We start from the raw sequence: 23,242 nt of genomic DNA on the forward strand, positions 1-23,242 counted from the left end.
AAAACAAAGCTTTATCCCCTCACCCCAACCCCTCTCCCTCGAGGAGAGGGGCTTTTAGGTCCTCAGCGGAAGAGAGAGCTTTGGCGTCTCCACGCGCCACCCTAAACCACGCCGCATACAAAGCTGGCAGGAAGAACACCGTTAGCACAGTTGCCACCGTCAGCCCGCCCATGATGGCGATGGCCTGCGGGCCGAAGAAATCGTTGCGCGATAACGGTATCATCGCCAGGATGGCCGCCGCCGCGGTCAGCATGATCGGCCGGAAACGCCGTACCGTCGATTCGACGATGGCCGACCAAGTGTCGAGTCCCGACTGTTCGTCCTGATCGATTTGATCCACCAGAATCACCGAGTTACGCATGATCATGCCGGCCAGCGCCAGGATGCCGAGCAAGGCCACAAAACCGAACGGCGCCCGGAACAACAGCAAGGCAAAGGCCGCGCCGATCAATCCCAGCGGCGCGGTGCTAAACACCATGAAAGTCCTGGAAAGATTGTGCAACTGCATCATCAACAAGATCAGGGTGACGATCAGCACCAGCGGAATCCAGATCAGAATCGACTTCTGCGCGGTCACCGCGTCCTCCTTGGAACCGCCGGTTTCGATGAAATAGCCGACCGGCAAGCTGTCCTGTATGGATTTAAGTTTCGGGACGATTTCCGCCGCCACGTCCGGGGCCATTTTGCCGTCGGCCACATCGGCACGCACCGAGATGGCCGGGAAGCGGTTGCGCCGCCAACGCACGCCGTCTTCGAACACGGTCTCGAACTTGACGAACTGTGACAGCGAAACCGACTTGCCATTGTTGGTGCGGATCGCGACGTCCGGCAATTCGTCGGCGGCAGTGCGCAATTCAGGATTTGCCCGCCAGACGATGTCGATCAATTTATCCTGCTCGCGCAATTGCCCAACCGGAATGCCGGCGTAATGCGCCTGCAAGGCTTGCGACAGGCTGGCCGTCGAAACGCCGAGCGCGCGGGCCTTATCCTGATCCAGGACCAAACGGAACGAAGGCATGCGGTCATGCCAGTCGTCGTTGATGTCCACGGTGCCGGGATGGTTACGCACGACGTCGGCCACCTGATCGGCAATGCCGCGCACGATACTGGGGTTTTCGCCGAGCACTCTGAACAGCAAGGGATAATCCATCGGCGGCCCAACATTGAGGCGCTTCACCCGGCCGCGGACATTCGGGAAATCTGTCTCAAGAATTTGCTGAACCCGCTGCATCACCCGTTCGCGCGCCTGGTTATCCTTGGTCATCACCACCAATTCGGCCAGATTGGTATTCGCCAGTTGCTGCACGATCAACATGAAAAACCGCGGTGTGCCGCTGCCGATATAGCTGGCGACATGTTCCACGTCCTCCTCCTTGGCTAATAGCGCTTCCATCCGTTGGGCGGCGGCTTCGGTTTGTTCGAAGGCACTGCCTTCCGGCAGCCACAGGTCGACGATGACTTCCGGCCGGTTGGACAGCGGAAAGAACTGTTCCGGGACATGGGCTAACGCAACGACGCCGAGGCCGAACAAAGCCAGGGTGGCGACGATGACTTGCTTACGATGCGTCACGCAGGCATCCACCCAGCGGCGCAAGCGGTTGTAGAACGGCGTATCGAACAAGTCGTGAGCCGCTTGGTCGCCGTTGACATGCACCTTGAGGATCAAAAAGCCCAAATACGGAGTGAACACCACCGCGCCTATCCAAGACAGTATCAGCGAAATGCCGACCACCTGGAAAATCGCCACGGTATATTCGCCGGCCGAGGATTGCGCCAGACCCACCGGCAGGAAACCGGCGATGGTGATCAAGGTGCCGGTCAGCATCGGAAAAGCGGTGGCCGTGTAAGCATAGGTCGCGGCGCGCATCCGGTCCCAGCCTTCTTCCAGCTTGCGGGCCATCATCTCGACGGCAATCATCGCATCGTCCACCAGCAGGCCCAGCGCCAGAATCAATGCGCCCAAGGAAATCCGTTGCAGGTCGATCCCGCACAGCAGCATGACCAGCAAGGTGGCGGCCAGCACCAGCGGCACGGTTAGCGCCACCACGGACCCGGTACGCCAGCCCAGGCTTAAGAAACTGACCACCAACACGGTGGCCAGGGCTTCGAAGAAAGTACGGCCGAATTCCGCCATCTGATTTTTAACCACATGGCCTTGATTGGCGACCGTCTCGACATCCATGCCTAACGGCAACTCGGTTGTTACGCGGGCCAGCGTCTCGTCCAAGGCTTGCTCCAGATCGATAACGTTGCCTTTCTTGTTCATCGTCACGCCGAGACCAAGCGCCGGTTTGCCGTTGAAGCGCATTTTGAATTCCGCCGGATCGACATAGCCTCGCGTCACTTTGGCAAAGTCGCCGACCTTGAAGGTTCGATTAGCGATACGCACCGCCATATTGGCAACGCTATGTTCCGAATCGAAGGAGCCGGTCAGGCGTATCGGCAGATTGCGTTGCGCGGAAAATACTGTGCCGGCCGGTGCCATGCCGTTCTGTGCTTGCAAAGCTTGGGCGACCGCCGAAGTATCCAGGCCCAATTCGGCCAGTTTCTTGTCGGAAAATTCGACGAAAATCTTTTCGTCCTGCACGCCAATCAAATCGATCTTCTCGACATCCTTGACCCGCAACAGCTGTTGGCGAACCGAATCGGCAGCCAATTTCAGGTCGGCATAACTGAAACCTTCGCCGGAAAAGGCGTAGATCAGGCTATAGGTATCGCCGAATTCGTCGTTGAAAAACGGCCCGATGCTGCCGGGCGGCAGTGTCATGCGGATGTCGTCGACCTTCTTGCGCACCTGATACCAAAGCGTAGGGATTTCCTTGGGCGGCGTATCTTCGCGCGGCGTGACGAAAATCACCGATTCGCCGGGTTTGGAATAACTGCGCAAGTAATCCAGGTCAGGCAGCTCCTGGATTTTCTTTTCCAGCCTATCGGTCAACTGCTGCTCCACTTCCAGCGCGGTGGCGCCGGGATAAAGAGTCTTGACCACCATGATGCGGAAGGTGAACGGCGGATCTTCCTGCTGGCCCAAATTGTAATAGGCGAACATCCCGCCGAGCACTGTCAGTGCGAGCATAAAGCCGGTGAAGGAGCGGTGGTTAAGCACCCATTCGCTGAGGTTGAAGGCTTTCATAGAGATCCCTCTTTAGCCGGTGCATTTTCTGCCGGCAAGCGGACAGACTGGCCCTCGGCCAGACGCTGGACGCCGGCGCTGACCAGCAATTGGCCGGCGGCGACTCCCTCGACGGCAATGCGTTCTCCGGCCAGCGTTTCGCCCAGCTTAACCGGCACGGATTTGACCGTGGCCGCCTGCTCGTCGACCAACCAAACTAAAGGATGGTCGGTCTGGTTTTGCGGGGTATAGACGGCGGAAAGCGGGATGGCGATGCCGGAAGCGGTATTCGCCGCGAGTTGAACCGTCGCCGTCATGCCTAATTGCGCGGCATCCAGACCTTCCAGCAAAGTCGCCTTGATGCGATAGGTGCGGCTAATCGGATCGGCGGCCGAAGCGATTTCGCGAATTTTGGCCTTGAGCCGCCGGTTGTCGTCAGACCACAACGACACATTAACGGTTTGTTGGCGCTGGATTTCTTGTAGGCGATGCTCGGGTACGTCGAAATGAATTTCCTTTTCGTCCAGCTGGGCCAGCGTTACTACGGCCTGACCAGCGGCCAGCACTTGTCCGGCCTCGACAGCCAGCGCCGTGACCACGCCGTCGCGGTCGGCATGCAGCTCTGTATAGTTCAATTGGTTAAGCGCCTCAGCCAATTGCGCTTCCAGCGCCGCCGTTCGTTCCCGCGCCGTGGTATAAGCGGTTTCATGACGTTCGAACTCCGGCGGACTGATGACTTGCTGAGCTAGCAGCTCGTGGTATCTCGCCAAGTCGCCGCGCAAGAAATTGCTGTCGGCCTGCGCGGCAGCCAGCTGAGCCTTAAGGCTTTGAACTGCGAGGCGGTAATCGTTGCCGTCCAGTATTGCCAGCACTTGGCCTTTACGTACCTGGTCGCCAATATCAACTTTCCGCTCCAGCAGTTTGCCGGCCACCCGGAAGGATAACGGCGTCTCGATTCTTGCCCTAACTTCCCCGGCAAAACTTCTAACACCAGAAACGGCGTTTCCTTCGATTCGAAATACTTTTACCGGGCGGGCAACCGATTGCGGTGTTTTGTTCTGGTCGCTGCAGCCGATACTTAGTGTCAGCAGCACTCCTGACAGGAGCCAGCCTTTACTTGCGAGTCGGAATTGCAGCCGGCCAGAACGGGTGGTCATTAACAGACTTTTGGGTTTCGCCATGTGGCTTCCTCCTTCGGTAAAAGGTTCGGTCATATTTGGAATAATCATTCGATGCTGTTTGCTATCAGTATCTCGGCGGCCAATTTGGCATCATCGGCCGCGCCGGAATGGCGCTGCAATTGTTCGGATACAGTGGCGCCTTTAAACAAAGCACAGAGTTGCCCGGCCAGCCGTTCCGGACACCGCGCTCCGGCTTGTGTGGCCAAATCGGTCATATAACTTCGAAACTTGCGGTAAAACGCAGCGGATACTTGATGCACCGCATGGCTTTGCTCGGGAAATTCCACAGCCGCCTTGATCAACGGGCAACCCCGAAAATCAGGGCTGGTCAACCACGCGCTATGGACATCAAAACTTGCCGATAGCTTGTCTTTCGGGGTCTGCGCTTTTTGCTCAATTTGTTCGACAAACCAAGTCCAAAATTCGACATCGCGTGTTTGCAGATAATCGACAATCAACGCCTCCTTGGACGAGAAATGGTGGTATAGAGTCATCTTGGTGGTGTCCGCCAATTTAACGATGCTATTGATGCCGGTAGCTCTAATGCCCTGAGTGGAAAAGAGCACTTTCGCCGCCAACAAGATTCGTTCGCGCGCAATTGGGGAGTTAATAGGCATCGTCACTGATGGCTCCGAATAATTGGCCATCAATTAGCCTCGCGCCCGAATATCAATAATGTTGATGTCGCCGAGGCATAGAGCCGACCTTCGGCGTCGATAAGGCAAGCTTCGGCAAAGGCTGCTCGCTTCCCTAGTGACAGAACGTTGCCCTCCGCCCTAAGCAAGCCCGTATTCTTGGTTATTGTCTTGTGGTATGAAATTTTCAGCTCCAAGGTAATATAGGCTTGTAGCTCGGTTAGTTTGGAATGAACGGCACAGCCGCAGGCGGAATCCAGCAAGGTGGCCGCATAGCCGCCGTGAACGGTACCTAGGGGGCTATAAGCATGTTCGCGGGGCTTACCAGCAAAGACAGCTTTGCCAAAGTCAACTTCCACCAGCTCGAAATCCAGCGACACCAAAATTCCCGGCATCCGCCCACAGGCCATCAGGGCAACCCATTGAGTCCGGTGCCGGTTTTCTTGACGAGATTCACCTTAGTGTCGCTCCTTCCCATACGAGGTTGATCACGGGATACATTGTCGTCATGGAATTCTTCGATAACTGAGTCATGTCCCTATCCGTCCTTAATTCAGGCTATCGGCAGCTGGTTAAACTTGCGCAAACTCTTGTCTACCAAGGCTTCCGGCATGAATCGGCGCAGGAAACGCACTTGGCTGGCTTGTTTTCCGGCGGTATACCGTCTTTTGGGAACCGCGGCAGTCGCGGCTTTCAACACCGTATCAGCCACCACCTCCGGGGCATCGCCCGCATTCACCCCATTGCGCATCAGCGCTGCCATGCCGGCACGTACCGCGTCATAGACCGCAAGCGGTTGATCGGGCTTGGTTAAACTGGCTTCGAACGCGGTGCGGGTAAACGCCGGTTCAACCAGTACGACGCGGATGCCGAAGGTGCGCAGTTCGTGGTCCAGCGATTCGGAATAACCTTCAACCGCATGCTTGGTCGCCGCATACAGCGCGTTGTAAGGCGCCGGGATCAAGCCCATTACCGAACTAATATTGACGATCCTACCTTTTCCTTGGTTGCGCATGGTCGGCAACACGGCATTGGTCACGCGGGTGATGCCGAACAGGTTGACATCGAACAAGGCCTGAGCCTGCGCGGTGGACGACTCTTCCGCCCCGCCCAGCAAGCCGACGCCGGCATTGTTGACCAGAAGATCTATGCGGCCGGCCTGTTGCACTACCTCGGCTACCGTGGTCTTTACCGACCCTTCGTCGGTCACGTCGCAGGCCAGCATCGTGATACCGTCAATGTCTGCAAGCACCTTGCGGCTGGTTCCGAACACTCGGTAACCGGCTTGTTGCAGGGCCTTGGCCGTTACCAACCCAATGCCAGAGGATGCGCCGGTGATCAGGGCTACAGCGTGGTCTTTATTGCTCATATCGAATCTCCTTGTGAGGGTGGATAGTCTGTCGACTAAGTGTTACTATCATTTCGAAACTAATGTTACTATCAATTTGAAACCAAGTCACTACTAAAAACGTATGAACGATAAAAATAATTGCGCCGACCCTTGTCCGATCGCTCGCTGTCTGGCTTTTCTCGGCGACGCCTGGAGTCTGTTGATAATGCGGGACGCCCATATTGGCCTGACCCGCTTCGATCAATTTCGAAAAAGCCTGGGCATCGCGCCGACGATATTGACGCGGCGCTTGGCTACATTGACGGAGGAAGGTATGCTGGAAAAGCGGCTTTATTCGGAGCGTCCGCCGCGAGAAGAGTATCTGTTGACGGCCGCCGGCCGCGATTTTCTGCCGGTGCTGGTGATGATAGGCGCCTGGGGACACCGGTATCGCGGCGAAGGTCCGTTGGTGCGCATCCAGGACGTTGAAACGGGAGAGGATATTAAACCGGTCGCTATCGACGAGGTAACGGGGGCAAAGATTGGGACTCGCCCGCTACGCTTTGTGTTGCCGAATGACGTCTGATGATAGCCCTTCCGGCTCAACCCACATAAATTGGTGAACTCGGCATGAGTTTTACAACCGAGATAATCCAGTTTGTACTCGATAAGTTATTGAAAATATTGCAATCGAATTTAAAGCCAATATTTCGGCAGCAATCCGGTAATGTCAAAAGTTACAGAGAGATAGCGGGACAAATTATGCTTTGGGTTAATGACCCGCACATTCACTCGCCTCAAGCAATTTTTCTCCTCCAACCGGCTTCAACCGGATTTCCGCTACTGGATAGACTTTATCTATCGCACCGATACAGACAATCAAATTTCCATACCTGTAGCGGACAACTAAACTAGCCGACAGACGGGACGGGAGTGATGCAGCTTAAGGCATCACGGATCAACTACTACACACTCGGCCCGCCCCGCTCTGCCATCATCGCCAGGAGGACACCGCCATGCACAAACTCTCGCCCTTACCGATAGTGGTTGCCGCCGCCATCGGGGCCTGCAGCCAAACACCGCAATCCGTTACGACCAGAGCGCCAGCTGCAAAAGCCGTTACGGCCGCCGCCGGCTCCGGCAACCCGTTACTCGGCCTGCCGCACGTGCCGATACCGGCCGACAACCCGCAAACGCCGGCCAAAATTGCCCTAGGCGACAAGCTATTTCACGACAAACGCTTTTCCATCGACGGCACGGTCGCCTGTTCCAATTGTCACGACGACGGTAAGGCCTTCACCGACAATCTGCCGGTCTCTGTCGGCCACCACGGCTTGACCGGTACCCGCAATGCCCCGACCGTCATCAACGCGGCGTTTTACCAATCGCAATTCTGGGACGGCCGCGAGCCGAATCTGGAAAGCCAATCCAAGCAACCTTTCGTCAACCCGGTGGAAGGCGGCCTGCCCAACCACGAGACGATTTTACACATCGTGCGTAACGACCCGGACTATCGAACCGCGTTTAACGCGGTGTTTCAAGTCGCCGGGGACAACTTGAACATGGAACACGTCGCCAAAGCCATCGCCAGCTTCGAACGCAGCATCGTGGCCGGCGATTCGCCGTTCGACCTGTACTACTTCAAAGGTGAGCGGACGGCATTAACCGAATCGCAACAACGCGGCTTCAACGTATTCTTATCCGAGGGCCGTTGCGTTTCCTGCCACCTGATCGAACAAGACCAAGCCCTCTTCACCGACAGCCGCTTTCACAATATCGGGGTCGGCATCAATGCGGTGCAACAAGACGTACCGCGCTTGGCTTCGGCATTTCTAGCCGCCAAAGCCCAAGGCGGCGACGTCGACCAAATGGTGTTAACCGACAAAAAATCTTCGGAGCTGGGCCGATTCGCGGTCACCGACCACATCAGCGAGATCGGCGCCTTCAAAACGCCCACCCTGCGCAACATCGCCCTGACCGCACCGTACATGCACGACGGCAGTTTGAAAACCCTGAAAGAGGTGGTGATGCATTACAACAACGGCGGCGTCACCCCGGCCGGTGCCATTCCGAATGCCCACTTAAGCGGCGGCATACGGCCGTTGAATCTGAGCGACGCACAAATCGACGATCTGGTGGCCTTCTTGGAAAGCCTGACCAGCGCGCAATACGCCAAGCTAGAACCCGCCACCGTTCAACCGGGAGACAACCATGAGTAATATCGACCGCAGCCGACGCAACTTTCTGAAAACCGGCGGGGCACTGGCGCTGGGCAGCACCTTGCCTATCGGCCTGGTGGAATTGGCCTTCGCCGAACCGGCGCAAAACTTCAGCTTCGCTTACATTTCCGACGCCCATATTCAGCACATCAAAGGCAACCGCTTCGTGCGCAATTGGGACATGGGCCTGAAGCGGGCGGTAGCCGAGGTCAATCTGCTGACGCCTAAGCCCGATTTCGTGATGTTCGGCGGCGATTTGGCACAGCTAGGTTCCAAACCGGAACTGGACCACGGCGCCGAAATGTTGTCGGCCCTACAACTGCCGGTGAAATACGTGATGGGCGAACACGACTACTACCTGGACTTGGGCGCGTACTGGGAACAGTTGTTCGGGCCGCAGTATTACAGCTTCGAGCACAAAGGCGTGCATTTCATCGTATTGAACAGCATCCGCACCTACGACGACTGGACTTACCACCGCTGGCCCAGCGCCGAACAACGCATGCTGGAAATGGCCAGTCTGGACAACCCCAACGGCTCGCCGTTCATGGTCGGAGACGAACAACGAGTTTGGCTGAAAGCCGATCTGGCCAAGGTTGATAAAACCACGCCCATCGTGGTGTTCTCGCACTCGCCGCTGCAAAAAATCTATAAAGGCTGGAATTTCTGGACCGAAGACGCCGAACAGATCCAAGCGCTGCTCAAACCCTTCAAAAAAGTCTCGGTGATATACGGCCACGTACACCAGATACAGTACAACCAAATCGGCAACATCAGCTTCAACTCGGTGATGGCCACCGCCTGGCCGTGGCCGTATCCGGCCAGCTATGCCCAGGCCGAGCAATACCTACCCAAGTTGACCGTCCCCATGAACCGGGCCGACCCCTTTTTCGAGCGCGACGCCACCGGTTGGCAATTCATTAATGTCGGCAGCGGCAACGTCGATCTGAATTTTACCTTGTACGACAATCGAGACCGGGTGGTGCGTTTCGATACCCTGAAAAAACAACCGCAAGACCGCGACTATCAAGCCGAAAGCGCGCGCATCGACCCGCAACGCCATTACTAACCGCAGAGGAGAAGCTCATGAACACCGTAAAACCTTGGATGCCGCTGTTGATCGTCTGCGCTTTGACAGGCCTCACCTGCCCGGCCGCCGCCGACGAATTCAACGCGGAAGACCAACAACGCTGGCAACAACAATTCATGGCAAGCGTCCAACAAGGCCGCGCACTTTGGACAGACCCGGCCATGGGCAGCAACGGCGTGGTTTGCGCGCAATGCCACCCCAACGCCGCCAACACCCACCCGGAAACCTATCCGAAATTCCAAAAGCAGCTCGGCCGAGTAGCTCCGCTGTGGGAAATGATCAACTGGTGTTTGCGCAACCCGCTGGAAGGCCAGCCCTTGGCCGCCGACGACCCGAAAATGATTGCCATCCAAGCTTACGTAACCTACGAAAGGCGCGGGGTTAAGTTAGAGCCAGGCAAACATTAATCCTAATTCTTCATATAGCCAATTAGTCAACCTTATAGCCGCTTTAACGGCTATAATGCCTTCGAGTCGACATAACCTGCATGCATATACAGACATGCTTTCTCTATCATGTTTTGAATACTCAAATGGTTACCCACTTAAGCCGGGACAATTGGAGGCTAAGCCTCCTTCTTTTATCCCGGCTTAAAAAACGGGAAGACTGCTCAAATCATGCTCATCGTGTAATTTATTGTTGGCGATAATTTCGAGCCTTGAAGATCAAGCTTTATCATTTTGCACCCATACTGTTGACTTATTTTAACAAATTTTCAATTTTTATAATAAATTATATTTTATGATTAAAAAGGATTTGAAACTCAAAAAACTTTTTTTAGCTTTTTCTTTTATTTTGGTAACAACAAATACCCAAGCATACTCAATCAGTTTAAATGCCGATCGCTACTTATATAGCGGCAATGCGACCGACGGCACACCCTGTTTCGATTATCAAATCGGCATATTTAGCGCCAAAAACGGCTTTATAGCCTCAGCCAATTTTCCTAGCTATGCTTGTAATGAAGAATTAACAGCGCTTGACGGCCTACCTATAATTAGCTTGGCATTTTGGAGTTTATATCCAAAATCGGCCTTGGGTGGTATTAAAAGGAGCGCTCAAACTTATAGCATCGACGAGATTGAATATGTTGCTTTATATTCAAAACAAGCCGGTTTATCCAACAAACCTATTGTTAGCGTTACCTATACTGGATATTTAAATCAGAATCAAACTTCGTCAAACGAAGACGATGCGGAAACCGAGAATTACGGTTTTTTCAAGGTCAGCTTGGATCGTGCGCGCACAACCGAAATGACGATTAACTTCAAGCTATCAGGATCAGCCAAAAAAGGTCAGGACTATCTCGTTTATTTATACGATAACGCCAACGATCAAATGCAAAACATCACCCAGGAAAATAGCATTACTATCCCTGCCGGGGAAACGGACGAAACTATTTTTATATTACCGGTAGACGACATTAAAAAAGAGAAAAAGGAAAAACTCAAATTTTCGCTAAAAGCCAATCCGAAAATTTATAAAATCGGCAAACCCAAATCCGGCACCTTACAGATTACCGATAACGACTAACCGACACGGCACGAAATAAGAAAATTATGCAACCCGTAAGGCGGATACCCGATAGGGATTATCCTCCGAATCTCGGCTGCAATTGTGCCGGTCTGGCTACGGGTATGTTGCTGGCTTCGATATGGCGGAACGTCTGACGACTTCCGCCCTACGAAAATACGAAACCACAACCATTTTTTGGGCAAGGAAAAACCTATGGGCAAATGGGACAAGCTGGTTGATTTGATTTTGCTCGGTGGCTCGGATGCCAATATTGCTTTTGACGATTGATGCGGCTTGTTATTGAGGCTGGGGGTTGATGAACGTATAACCGGGTCATTCGGCGGACATAGAACGTTTGATAGCAAGGAAAGCGTCGGAACTGTCCACAGGTAGCGGATTTAAGCTTTTTAGCGCCTGTTCCAGCGATTTTAGGCGATTGGAATCTTGGAAGTGGCCGGCATGAGAATTTGCCAAGCGTCGGGAAATTTCAAGTATGGCGTAAGGATCAAACCCGGTCTGTTGCAACAGCCGAATGGCAATCCGGTCTGCTTGTTGCTCTTTTGCCGGCTCGATCTCCTGAGTGATGGAACCATGTTGAACTTGCTCGGATGTTTTCGATGAAAAAACGTCCAATAAATGACTTAACAAGAATGAAGATTGTCGGCAGAAATGTCCCCCGAGCTCGTGGCCTATTTCATGAGCGATGATGGCCGCCAATTCGGATTCGTTCTGCGCCAAATTCATTGCCCCCTCCGTTATAAAAATCAGGCCATTGCCAATGGAAAACGCATTAGGCTCCAAGTTACGCACTACCATAAACCGCCAGATTACCCCTTGTCCGTCGAGAGCCGTTCCAACCAAACGGGCGCCCAGGTTTTGCACATACTGTGTAACGGGATCTCCGCTTCCGCGCATCGGCCATTCGTTTTCGATGTGCTGCAGGGTTTGTGAAGCCAATTCTCGCTCTTCCGGACAAGGCAATTCCAAATATTCCGCCCGCGCATTAAAAGCGAGAATCGTGCAAAGCGGCAGCAGCAAACGCTGTGTGTACCGCCGACTTAAAGATTTGCTCGAAATGTAATGCCTCAACTATGCGCCAACGACAAATACGGTGGGACGTACGTCATAGCTGCTACCGGATTGAATTTTTTGCTCGATTACATAAGTTCCGGGCGGCATTTTGTTCGGAATCGTGAAATCGACCTCCGAATTGCCGCCACCCAGTTGGCGGGTTACCGGTCGATTACTGAGTTCCTGTAGAACTTTTCCGTCTTTTTTCAACGTCATGGTTTCCTGAACATTAACGCTCTGAGTGCCCTTGGGCGCCATGACCGAATAGTCAAGCGCAATTTTCAGCTTGTCTCCCGCCCGCACGGTTTCCGGAAACGCGGTGGCGTTACGAATCTTGACTTCCGTTGTATTCATCGGCGTTGTATAGCCGTATAGCTTTTGATCTTCCGCTGCAGTTCTGGTTTGAGAAGAGTGATAACTGTAAAGGGCCAATCCGGCCAAAGCCAGACATCCGGCTCCCGCCCCGGCCCCGGCCCCGGCACTTCCTGTCAGCGCTCCGGTTAAAATACCCACGCCTGCGCAGCCCAGCGTTGCCAATCCGGCAGATTGTTCCATGGTTGCGCACCCGGTTAGCAAGGCGGTTGAAAATACGGTAGTCAGAAATGTTATCTTTGGTGTGTTCATCTTCATCTCCAGGAAGGCGGGCGGACAAATACCATTAAGGGTTGGGACGGTTACAATCAACGGCTAACTATTCATTTAATTCTTATCGCGCTTTGGGCAAAATCCTGTTGCCAATCGCTATCGCTATTATTCGATTTGAGTTTCTTCGACTTCGGTTTTGACTGTTTAGGTTTTTCCGCTCGAGTTTCATTATTGCGTTGCGAACTGCTGCCTTCATCAATGGAACGTGTTTCGGCAAATGATGGATCCGGCTGTGTAAACTCAGGTTCCGGCTTGGTAATAGTGACGGGTACAACCTGCTTTTCAGTTTCAGGTTTCGAGGACAACATATTGTAATCAAGCACTTTCTTTTCCTGATTTTGGTTGTCGTCCTTAAGCGTCTCTTTAATATCTACGATAGTGTCACGATTACTGGTTTCAATGATCGGCGATACGCTTCGCTTATCCCGAAAGTTGAAATCCCAAAAAATATAGGCGCTGCCGATTATCATTAGTCCAAATAAAAAAACCAATCCGGGATATTCGGTGATAAAGTTTTTAATTTTACTGTCTTTGCGGATTTGATTGGTGTTTGAAGGCGTATTTTCAACGATTTTTTGTAGTGCTTTACTAAAATCATTGGCGTCCTTAAAACGATGCTCCGGCTTTTTTTCCAGTGCTTTAAGTACAATATTTTCCAGTTGATTTGGAATAATCCCCGCTAAGTTTTTCAACGGTTTTGGTTTTTCCTCTACGTGCGCTTTTATTAATTCATACTCGGTATTTTTCTGAAAGGGGACATGGCCGGTAAGCATTTCATATAGCGCTATGCCCACGGAATAAATGTCGGATCGGGCATCCGTTTCCTGTCCTCGGATTTGTTCAGGTGAAACATATTCCATCGTGCCGACCAAATGTCCGGTTTTTGTCAAGCGTGCGGTTTCTAGGATTCTAGCAATTCCAAAGTCCAGAATTTTTAACGATTTGCTGTTATTAACGATGATATTCGACGGCTTGATGTCTCTATGAACGATATTGAAGCCGTGGGCATGAGCGAGGCCTTCCAATATTTTTATCGTATAGTCCAAAGCCGCTTGCCATGGTAAAGCGCCTTGACGCTGAATCAAAGAATCGAGCGTTTCCCCGTTGACATACTCCAAAGCCATATAGTACTGATCACCGATTTTTCCGAAGTTATAAACGGTAGCAATATTGGGGTGATTCAATTTACCGAGCAGGATGGCTTCGGAACGGAAACGCTGAACGATGTCTTCCCGACTGCTTAATTCGGGTCTAAGCAGTTTTATTGCCACTTCCCGTTCCAGCATGACGTCAATGCCTTTATACACCTCACCCATGCCGCCGACACCGATTTTTTCAATGATTTTATAGTTATCGATTTGATCCATAATATTTGGGTTTAAAACCGGGTAATAGGTACACGTAGATGTCCTTCCGCCATTTTTCCAATCTTGACAATAATCACCGAGATATTATCGTATCCGCCTCTTTGCTTGGCTAAATCCACTAAAATATCGCAGGCAATTTGCGCCGAATTTTTCTGGGTTATTTCTATTAATTCAGGTTCGGAAACCAAGTCATATAAACCGTCGGAGCAAAGTACAAAGCAGTCCGATTGTTCCAAAAACAACGGACTTTTAGATAATGCGACGTTGACGCTAGGTTTGGTGCCTACAGCGCGCGTGATGATGTTTTTATCAGGATGAGTTTCCGCTTCCTTCGGTTGTAACAAGCCGTCTCTGATCATTTGTGCGACCATCGTATGATCTTCGGAAAGCTGGATACAGCTTCCGTTTCGAATCAAGTACAAACGGCTGTCGCCGACATTGGCGTAGACAGCACAGCCCTCCACGATCACCAGCACGACCAAGGTCGTTCCCATGCCGGCCAACTCCGCCTGTTGTTTCGCAACACCGAGTATCGTGGCATTGGCTTCCGCGAAGCTGTCCGTGAGCGCTTGCTGGCAGGAATGCCGGTCAAGTTGGCGAGAAAAGCGCCTTTCCAGAACGGTAACCGCCAATTCGCTGGCTGTTTCTCCACCGTTATGTCCGCCCATTCCATCCGCAAGAATGGTAACCGCATTGCCGGGGGCGGCGTAACGCACGCATCCTATTCGATCCTGATTGCTGGCTCTCACGCAACCGACATCGGAGTACAACCCGATATCAATAGAATAACCCGATAAATGGGGCTCCCGGATAAGGTATCTGGAGCGCTTTGTTTTTCCGAACCAGCGATCCCAAACGGTTTTCATATTGATTATTGCACCAATTTATTGATACCCATTACTTCCAGACCGTGCTTTATCGGTACTGCAAAGGTTATCGCGGTTCCTCCCGATTGCCTGCCGGATGAAAAAATGCCGATCACTTTACCTTGGTCATTGAATACCGGGCCGCCGCTGTTTCCGGCACCGGTGGCGTTGACGGTCAATTGATAGGCGTCGCCAAATTCGCTGTAGTAATCTTCCACGGCATCGGACGTCACTTCCGCTTTGCCTTGCAGCACTTTGCCTATGTTGCCGGAGGTCACGGTCGGCTGCGGTATCACCCGGACTTGACTTTGTCGGTTAAAAGGGTCCTGGGAATTCAGCTTGACTCCGATATCGGGCGAAATACCCGGATAACCCATCACGGTGATGGAATCGCCGGGGTTGACCGAAATGTCCGTCGCCAAGTCAACCGGCATCAACGCGTTAATGACATCGATTTTTATCAGTGCAACATCGGCAATATCGGATACCCTAACCAAATGCGCGGGGATAGCCAGTCCGGTGTTCGGAAAAGTCACATTCAGGGTATCGTTGACGCCTTCAACCGATTTACCCAATTGGCCGGGCACCCATTTATTCAAACTACTCCAAAGTGCATCGGATTCCGTGAAAGGCTTGATTTGATATCGCGCGCAATTCGTGTCTTGGCAAATTTTTAACACGCCGGGAGAAAAATCCTTGTAACTGGTTTGCCAACTAGCGGCGACATGGCGATTGGTCAGAATGAAGCCGGATTTATCGACTACAAAACCGGATCCCAAGCCACTTCCTCGAATCGGAATGCCATTTTCGTCACTGAGTTCCGGACTTACCGAGCCGTCAATATAACGGTAGGCGGGTACGGCGTTTGCACAGCGCCCTCTATTTTTTTCAATACAGTATAAGCTTTGATAAATTTGTTTTCCGGATACGGTATGAATGAGTCTCCAATTGAATTCAATTGACGCCGTGGAGGCTGCATATTGTTTGAATATGTCCGAGGGACTTAGGGCGTTATTTGCCGAAATTTCGGCAATTTTTTGATCGCTGCTTTGCTTAATACCGATAATGCTCTGTTGGAGTTGGGTTTTGTCTTGATAATTTTTATATAGAAAAAAGCCGGAAACCGCAATAATAAGGCCGATAATGCCGGCGCCATAGTTAATCATTTTCTTGCGAGTATTGTTTTCAGCATAACTGATTTCGCGCATTAAAGTGGTTTTGCCTATACCTTTGGAGCTGTCTGCGCCGGCTCGTGTTTCCTTTTTCGTCGTATCGGATTCGAAGAAAGGTTCTATGCGTTGTTCTCGAGTTGCCGGCGATACAGAGATTTGTTCGGATAGCCGGGTTGCCTTGATAGGCGTTTCCGGTCGAGGATCAAGGTCGAAGGTGAATTTCACTCCACCATTACCTAATTGCACAACATCGCCGGGTTTCAATAATTGCGGCCTTATAATCTTTTGATCATTGACATACGTTCCGTTTGTACTATTCAAATCCGTCAATAAAAAATCATTTTCACCTTGAGTGGTAATTTTGCAGTGCTGGCGACTTACCAAATCATCTTTGCTTGCATCGAAAATAACCTGACAGTGATTCTCTCGACCGAATAATACCTCCCGTATGGGTAGGTTAAAGAATTCCGTCTGGTTTGCTTTCGATCCAAGTAAATGTTTTATAATGATTTTTTTCATAAAGTGATCCGATTAAGATAGTGTTTTTGGACTATAAAGCAGCGCTACACCTTACCGATAATATGTCATCGATCATTCGGCAGTAAAAACTCTTTTTATCGGACAGCCAACCAAATACCCGGTACTGTCGAAAATATAATCACCTATTGCCAAGCTGTTTTCAACACACTTAGCGTTGAACCTGATTCCATTGTCTTCAGCCCAGCCGTCCTATCCTTACACGGAAAAATCTCCTGTGGGCCGGTGGATGGCAATTGCTCCGGCGTTGCAGCGCATAGCAAACCTTACTATGAAAGTCATGCCGGGAACGACACATAACCGCGATTCGCAAGGTCATCATCGCCACTCGCTCCTACCAAACTCCTTTCATTTGCCGCGGCGATTGCCAGGCCTTCATGATCGTTAGATATAGACATGGCGGAATCAATGGGACGACAGATAAGAAGTCCTTATGCTTCCGGCTGCTTCGGACTCGGCGGTTTGCGCCTACACTTAAATTTTGATTCCGAATTTGCTGTTATTGGGACGGTCTTGTCGTCGCGACCCGGGTTTTGCTCCCACTGACTACCTTTCATTGGTCGGGGCGATGCTGCGGTTTCGCGCTCGTTAAATTCCGCATCGACCGTATTTAAATCAAGGTAAACCTAGTCTGTGGCTGGTTTAGCCGTAACCCATCCAGAATTTTTCAGTTTGTTTTATGACATCCAGTGTTATCCCATCATGCCGGCGGGGATTGGCATTAACAATATTCGCAAGAGGGAGTCAATGAGAATTCCTCCTAAGCCCGCGCGCAGCAAAGGCTTTGTGTTTTTGTTCGGCTTATGCCTGTCCGGGATTGTGTTGTCTTCGGTTTGGTTTTTGCAAAACAGTTACCGGCAGAACATGGCGGACGCCGAGCGAAATAATTCGAATCTCGCTCGGATGCTGGAAGCCCGCTTCGCGGAAACGTTTGCCCGGGTAGCACAGCTATTGACGCAGCAAGCTCAAGTCATCGAAGTCAAGCTGTTGCCGAGCGGCGCTAAGGGCGAGGACCTTGTCTCGAGTTTTTCGGCATTGGCGGATGCCATACTCAGGCAAGACGTCGCGCAAATTCGCTATTACGCCGGCGATGGTCGGTTGCGGTATGCAACCGATCCGGAACATGCCGAACGCTCGATTTCGGATGAAAGTTATTTCCACGAGTTACGTTTTCAGCCGGCTCTGGAATTTGCCTTTTCCGAAGCGGTGTTTGAGCCCAAAAGCGGGCGCTGGTTCTTGATCATGGCAAGAGCGGTTCGCGATAACGACGGCGGTTTGCGGGCAGTGCTAGCCGGTTTGATCGATTTGCAGCAGCAGGCCGAGCTCTTGCAAAAGCTGGATTTCGGCACTAGCGGTCTGGTGTCTGTCAGACGGATAGACGATAGCCGCCTCATCCTCCGAATTCCTTGGCTGGACGACGAGATCAACCATGCGGTCGCTACCGATCATCCGATCAGAAATTTCATTGCGCAAGGCCGCAAGTCCGGCGCCTTGGTGATAGCTTCGCAGATAGACGGCAACGAGCGCATCCTGCATTTTCGCGCGATCGACCGCTTTCCGTATTACATCAAAGTCGGCACGTTGAAGTCGGTGGCATTGGCCGCCTGGTATAGCCAATTCAAGTGGACCTTGTTGCTGCAAAGCGTGTTTATCGTGCTGTTCGGCTTGGGCGTCCGGCGCTTGCAACGCGCCATGCGCGAACAGACCCGGCTGACGCAAGCTTTCAACGAGCAAGCGTCTCAATATCGGCTGGCAATCCAAACTTCCTTGGACGGCTTTTGGTTGGTGGACGCCGAAGGGCGGATACTCGAAGTCAACGACGCCTATTGCGTCATGTCGGGTTATAGCCGCGAGGAGCTATTACGCAAACAGGTACTGGACATCGATGCGGATCAATCGGCCGAGGTAGTTGCCGAGCACATGGCCACCTTGAAGCGATGCGGTTTCGAAAAATTCGAAACCCTGCATAGGGCGAAAAGCGGGCGCATCGTGCCTGTAGAGATTGTCGTCTCGTTTCTGCCCTATGCCGGCGGACGGTTTTACGCCTTTATCAAAGACCTTAGCGAGCAAAAGCAGGACAAGGCGCGATTAGAGGAAAATCAAGCGCGTTTGTCGGCGATCATCGACAACGAGCCGGAATGTATAGAAGTGATAGGGGTAGACGGCTGTTGGGCGGACATTAATCCTGCCGGTATCGGAATGTATGAAGCCGATTGCGCCGAGCAACTCATCGCTTGTTCGGTATTCGACTTTATCGCCCCCTCTTTTCGCTTAGCTTACGCCGATTTGCATAGGCGGGTGATTGGCGGAGAATCTTGCGTCATGGAATACGCGGTAAACGGCCGCAAAGCGGGCCGGCGTTGGCTGGAAACGCACGCGGTACCGATGCGGCAAAATGGCGAAACGTTTCATTTGGCGATTACCCGAGACGTGACCGAGCGGCGAAAACTGGAACACGTGTTACGCGAAAGCCACGAACGCATGTTCCAGTTTTTCGAATTGGCGCCGGTAGGGATTGCGATGAGCGATATGCAAGGCCGTCTGGTCGAGTTCAATCTGGCGTTTCAGACCATTACCGGGCGAAACGCGCAGGTGCTGGCAGGCTTGTCGTATAACGACATCACCCCGGAACGTTTACAGGTCCACGATGAAGCACAGTTCGAGATTTTACAGCGTACCGGAACTTACGGCCCTTACGAAAAAGAATTGGAACGGCCGAATGGCGAGTTGGTTACCGTTAGAGTCAACGGCATGCGGGTTACCGAGACCGACGGCAACATCTATGCCTGGTCGATATTCGAAGACATCACGCATTTAAAACTTGGTCAGCAATTATTGCGTGCCAGCGAACAGCGCTTTCAAGCGGTGGTAGATACCTTGCCGATCGGCATTTTAATCGTCGACGAGCGGGAAAACGTGAATTACCTGAATCCGAGTTTTGTCGCTACCTTCGGCTACAGCACCCGGGATATCGCTAAAATCGCGGATTGGTGGCGCTTGGCGTTGCCGGAAGCCGAATATCGCGAATGGGTAATCGACAATTGGAATGAACGGCAATTGGCTGCGCAACGGCTGGGACAATTCAGTCCTCTGGAAATCCGGCTGAGCTGCAAGAACGGCAGCCGGAAGCGAGCGATTGCCAGCGCGGTACCGTTAGCGGATTTACGCTCCGGCCGTCTGCAATTGATTACCTTGGTGGACGTCACTGAAATGAAGCGGCTGGAAATCAAGCTGCGCGAAAGTTACGAGCAGTTGAACAAGTTATCTCAGAACGTCCCCGGTGCAATCTTTCAATATCAACGGCATCAGGACGGCTGGAGCCGTTTCCCTTACACGAGCAAGGGTATGGCCGAGCTGTTCGGTATAGCCGCGGATAAATTGCTAAGCGATGCAAAGCCGTGGCTGGAAGCGGTACATCCGGATGACAGAAAAAGTTTGGAGGAAAGCCTTGCGTATTCGGCCGAAAGCTTGAGCGATTGGAAACTGGAATACCGGGTGTCGGCAGCGGACGGCAGCGATAAGTGGCTGCTGGGTCAGGCCCGACCGGAGAGGCTGGCGGACGGCAGCGTGTTGTGGAACGGCTATTTCGGCGACATTAGCGATAGAAAGCGGCTAAACCGAAAACTGGAGGAAAACCAGGCGCTGATGACTGCGGTGCTGGAAAACGTTAGTGCCTACATTTATTTAAAAGACCAAAACTTTCGCTACGTATATGCCAACCGCATGGCCCGGGCGTTGTTCCAGGCTAACGAAGTCGAGATCATAGGTTCTAGCGATTTCGATATGTTCGACGCGCAGACCGCCGCCAAAATTCGGGCGAACGACGAGCGGGTATTGTTGAAAGGCGAAACGATACAAGTCGAACACGAATACCGCTTGAAGGAAGGCGAGTTAACCAAGGTATTTTTAACCGTTAAATTACCCTTGCGCCGAGAAGACGGCACTATTTATATGGTGTGCGGGATTTCCACCGACATTACCAGCCGGGTGGAACTGGAAAATTCGATTCGAGCCGCCCGCGATGCCGCCGAACAATCGGCGCTAGCCAAATCGCAGTTCTTAACCAATATGAGCCACGAAATCCGCACGCCGATGAGCGGCGTGATCGGTTTGACCGCGCTGGCCTTAAATCAGCACTGTAGTTTGCCTGTTAGGCAGTATTTGGAAAAAATCGCCAGTTCTTCGCAAAGCTTGCTGGGCATTTTGAACGACATTTTGGACATCTCCAAAATGGAGGCCGGCCGTTTGACGTTGGAGCGCGAGCCCTTCGATCTGGACGTCGAGCTGGACATTCTTAGGGCGATGTTCGAAGACAAGGCGCTGGCCAAACAATTGAGCCTTGCTATCGATGTGGCGGCCGGCACGCCGCGCGAATTGATCGGGGACGCCTTGCGTCTGCGTCAGGTTTTGTCCAATTTGCTGGGCAATGCCCTCAAATTCACCCCGCAAGGTTCGGTGAAATTGGCGATAGCCTGCGACCGTCAGTCGGACGATACGGTCGATCTGAATTTTTCGGTTTCCGATACCGGCATAGGTATCAATGCGACGGATTTAGACAAGTTGTTTCAACCGTTCAGCCAAGTGGACAGTTCTATTGCCCGCCGTTTCGGCGGCACCGGACTGGGCTTGGCGATCAGCCGGAATCTGCTGCAGCTGATGGGGAGCGATTTTTATGTGACGAGTGCACAAACGGAAGGCTCCACATTCGGGTTTGTGTTGCGGTTACCGTTGGCTACGAAGCAAACGCGAATCACCCGCCGGCGGCGGGCGCGGAAGGCCGGCGCGTTGACCCGCGAATTGCAAAGCCTGGGCGCTCCCATCCGGGGCGCGCGGATTCTGTTGGTCGAAGACGACGAAATCAACCGGCGGGTAGTGGCGGAATTTCTGAAATTGACCGGTTTAGCGGTAAGCATTGCCGGCAACGGTGCCGATGCGCTGGCGACGTTGCAACAAACAAGCTTCGACGCGGTACTGATGGACGTCAACATGCCGGAGATGGACGGCTTCGAAGTCTGCCGACGTATTCGCTCCCAGCCGCAGTATGCGGCATTGCCGATTATCGCCTTGTCGGCCGGCGCGTCGGAATCCGAGCGCGCGCATTGCATCGAGCAAGGCATGAACGATTTCGTCGCCAAACCTGTCGATCCTAACCAACTGATCCATACCTTGACGCGCTGGGTGGCGCACAGATCACCGGCGGATTCGCCGCTCGAAACGGCGGTCGGCGAGGTGCTTGGCCACGGCCCGAGCGCTCTCCTTTCGCCGGATAGTCATGCCGCGGCATGGCCCGGATTGGATTGCTCGCGCCTGTTGGAGATGCTGGGTGGAGATCGAGCGTTTTTATTGGAGCTATTGTGGTCTTTTAAAGCCAACTCCCAAGACGTCATGGATAAAATCGCGGCGAGCGTCGAATCGGCGGATTTTAAAGCCGCTACCGAGCTGTTGCACGGGCTGAAAGGGACGGCCGGCAACCTGGGCGCTTACGGTTTACAAGGCGTTTGCGCGCGTTTGGAGACTGCTTGTCGGCAGGAGGCGTGCAATTCAAGCTCGTTAGCCGAATTAGAATCGGTTTATCGCGAGACCATTGCCGAAATCGACAGGATGTCGGAACACTGAGGATGTTTTGCCGACTGTAAGCGCTAAGGATATTCCACATACTCACTTATCTAATTTGCCGCAGCTGCTCCTGTTTATCTCAAAGCACCGATAGCCTGACACGAATGAAGAGGATAGGGGTCACTACCCTAGGGCTTAGGTCAGATGGAACCGTGCTCCGCAAACCACTTTATACCGGCAGAGCCATGGCCGGACGAATCCGCTCCATCATCGAGCGGATTCGGTTCATGGCAGGGGATAAGCGTTCTAACCTTACTCTGAAAGTCACGCGGCAGGTGCTCGAAAGACTAACGAGCCTCGTCGACTTTCATTTGCCGGGGCGATTGCCAAGCCTTCATGCTCGTTAGAAATAGACGAAGGACGCTTGGCAGCTGATGTCGATGAATTTAGACGGGTTGACCACGCCTTCGAAGGCGGTTGGCGCAAACGGGGTATTGACCGTAGTCAAAATCAGTTTGCTTTTAAAATCGACCGGAGCCTCCCCCATCGAAATCGACGGAATCAATACCGACGCGTGCTCGATTTTAAAATCCGGAATAAATTTTAAGGTTACCTCGTACAAATCGCCGATCAAGGTGGACTCGGTGGTCACCTCTTCACCCTGGAACGAATAGTCTTTGCGGCCTATCGTAAGATTCAAGCTAGTGGTGGGCGCTACTATGCCGACTTCGGCATTGCTGCCGACCACCAAGGTCAAGTCCACTTTTTTACCGCTGCATTGATAGAAATTCGGCGTTTGCACGGCTTGCGCGGAAACGGCGCTTAAACTAACGACGGCGGCTAGTGACAATTGATAACACAGTTTCATTGGGTAATTCCTCTTAACAGTAACGAATGATGGTGAACGGAGCCGGGGTCTCATGCTGCTTCGCCCCTTACCGACGAG

Annotated in this window: 17 protein-coding genes; 6 read left to right on the forward strand and 11 right to left on the reverse strand. The window is 52.5% G+C overall.

The window, feature by feature from the left end:
- Positions 1–19 precede the first annotated feature (19 nt).
- The 5 genes from F1E05_RS14545 to F1E05_RS14565 form a co-directional block, all read right to left on the reverse strand.
- Complete coding sequence (locus tag F1E05_RS14545) at positions 20–3,133, reverse strand: efflux RND transporter permease subunit (protein ID WP_150049682.1); 3,114 nt, start codon at positions 3,131–3,133, stop codon at positions 20–22.
- The gene (locus F1E05_RS14550) at positions 3,130–4,293 is read right to left on the reverse strand and encodes an efflux RND transporter periplasmic adaptor subunit (RefSeq protein ID WP_232056664.1); all 1,164 of its coding nucleotides are present in this window, start codon (positions 4,291–4,293) and stop codon (positions 3,130–3,132) included. The genes F1E05_RS14545 and F1E05_RS14550 overlap by 4 nt, the downstream gene beginning before the upstream one ends.
- Positions 4,294–4,337: 44 nt before the next feature.
- Positions 4,338–4,910 carry a TetR/AcrR family transcriptional regulator gene (locus F1E05_RS14555; protein ID WP_150052010.1) on the reverse strand — a complete coding sequence of 191 codons (573 nt, stop codon included), beginning with the start codon at positions 4,908–4,910 and terminating at the stop codon, positions 4,338–4,340.
- A 29-nt stretch (positions 4,911–4,939) separates the two neighbouring features.
- Positions 4,940–5,323 carry a PaaI family thioesterase gene (locus tag F1E05_RS14560; protein WP_232056665.1) on the reverse strand — a complete coding sequence of 128 codons (384 nt, stop codon included), beginning with the start codon at positions 5,321–5,323 and terminating at the stop codon, positions 4,940–4,942.
- 158 nt (positions 5,324–5,481) lie between these two features.
- On the reverse strand, positions 5,482–6,297 hold the full coding sequence (locus tag F1E05_RS14565; RefSeq protein WP_150049686.1) for an oxidoreductase: 816 nt from the start codon (positions 6,295–6,297) through the stop codon (positions 5,482–5,484).
- 103 nt (positions 6,298–6,400) lie between these two features.
- On the opposite strand from F1E05_RS14565, the gene F1E05_RS14570 reads away from it, so the two are divergent.
- The 5 genes from F1E05_RS14570 to F1E05_RS14590 all read left to right on the forward strand — a co-directional run bounded on the left by F1E05_RS14570 (position 6,401) and on the right by F1E05_RS14590 (position 11,100).
- Positions 6,401–6,844 carry a winged helix-turn-helix transcriptional regulator gene (locus tag F1E05_RS14570; protein WP_150049688.1) on the forward strand — a complete coding sequence of 148 codons (444 nt, stop codon included), beginning with the start codon at positions 6,401–6,403 and terminating at the stop codon, positions 6,842–6,844.
- 430 nt (positions 6,845–7,274) lie between these two features.
- Positions 7,275–8,477, forward strand: coding sequence for a cytochrome-c peroxidase (locus tag F1E05_RS14575; RefSeq protein WP_150049690.1), 1,203 nt, complete (start codon positions 7,275–7,277; stop codon positions 8,475–8,477).
- On the forward strand, positions 8,470–9,546 hold the full coding sequence (locus F1E05_RS14580; protein ID WP_150049692.1) for a metallophosphoesterase: 1,077 nt from the start codon (positions 8,470–8,472) through the stop codon (positions 9,544–9,546). The genes F1E05_RS14575 and F1E05_RS14580 overlap by 8 nt, the downstream gene beginning before the upstream one ends.
- A 17-nt stretch (positions 9,547–9,563) precedes the next feature.
- Complete coding sequence (locus F1E05_RS14585) at positions 9,564–9,974, forward strand: cytochrome C (protein ID WP_150049694.1); 411 nt, start codon at positions 9,564–9,566, stop codon at positions 9,972–9,974.
- A gap of 334 nt (positions 9,975–10,308) precedes the next feature.
- The gene (locus F1E05_RS14590) at positions 10,309–11,100 is read left to right on the forward strand and encodes a hypothetical protein (protein WP_150049696.1); all 792 of its coding nucleotides are present in this window, start codon (positions 10,309–10,311) and stop codon (positions 11,098–11,100) included.
- Between the two features lie 315 nt (positions 11,101–11,415).
- On the opposite strand, the gene F1E05_RS14595 is transcribed toward F1E05_RS14590, so the two are convergent.
- The 5 genes from F1E05_RS14595 to F1E05_RS14615 all read right to left on the reverse strand — a co-directional run bounded on the left by F1E05_RS14595 (position 11,416) and on the right by F1E05_RS14615 (position 16,722).
- Positions 11,416–11,964: a M48 family metallopeptidase gene (locus F1E05_RS14595; protein WP_190303153.1), complete on the reverse strand. Its 549-nt coding sequence runs from the start codon at positions 11,962–11,964 to the stop codon at positions 11,416–11,418.
- Between the two features lie 207 nt (positions 11,965–12,171).
- Positions 12,172–12,777, reverse strand: coding sequence for a hypothetical protein (locus F1E05_RS14600; RefSeq protein WP_190303154.1), 606 nt, complete (start codon positions 12,775–12,777; stop codon positions 12,172–12,174).
- Positions 12,778–12,848: 71 nt separating this feature from the next.
- The gene (locus tag F1E05_RS14605; RefSeq protein WP_150049702.1) at positions 12,849–14,165 is read right to left on the reverse strand and encodes a serine/threonine protein kinase; all 1,317 of its coding nucleotides are present in this window, start codon (positions 14,163–14,165) and stop codon (positions 12,849–12,851) included.
- Positions 14,166–14,176: 11 nt separating this feature from the next.
- Positions 14,177–15,031 carry a Stp1/IreP family PP2C-type Ser/Thr phosphatase gene (locus F1E05_RS14610; protein WP_150049704.1) on the reverse strand — a complete coding sequence of 285 codons (855 nt, stop codon included), beginning with the start codon at positions 15,029–15,031 and terminating at the stop codon, positions 14,177–14,179.
- Positions 15,032–15,036: 5 nt separating this feature from the next.
- On the reverse strand, positions 15,037–16,722 hold the full coding sequence (locus F1E05_RS14615; RefSeq protein WP_150049706.1) for an FHA domain-containing protein: 1,686 nt from the start codon (positions 16,720–16,722) through the stop codon (positions 15,037–15,039).
- A gap of 765 nt (positions 16,723–17,487) precedes the next feature.
- On the opposite strand from F1E05_RS14615, the gene F1E05_RS14620 reads away from it, so the two are divergent.
- Positions 17,488–22,356: a PAS domain S-box protein gene (locus tag F1E05_RS14620; RefSeq protein ID WP_190303155.1), complete on the forward strand. Its 4,869-nt coding sequence runs from the start codon at positions 17,488–17,490 to the stop codon at positions 22,354–22,356.
- 343 nt (positions 22,357–22,699) lie between these two features.
- On the opposite strand, the gene F1E05_RS14625 is transcribed toward F1E05_RS14620, so the two are convergent.
- Positions 22,700–23,164, reverse strand: a complete 465-nt coding sequence (locus tag F1E05_RS14625) for a hypothetical protein (protein ID WP_150049710.1) — start codon at positions 23,162–23,164, stop codon at positions 22,700–22,702.
- Between the last annotated feature and the right edge of the window lie 78 nt (positions 23,165–23,242).

The organism is Methylomonas rhizoryzae (assembly GCF_008632455.1).
GTDB lineage: Bacteria > Pseudomonadota > Gammaproteobacteria > Methylococcales > Methylomonadaceae > Methylomonas > Methylomonas rhizoryzae.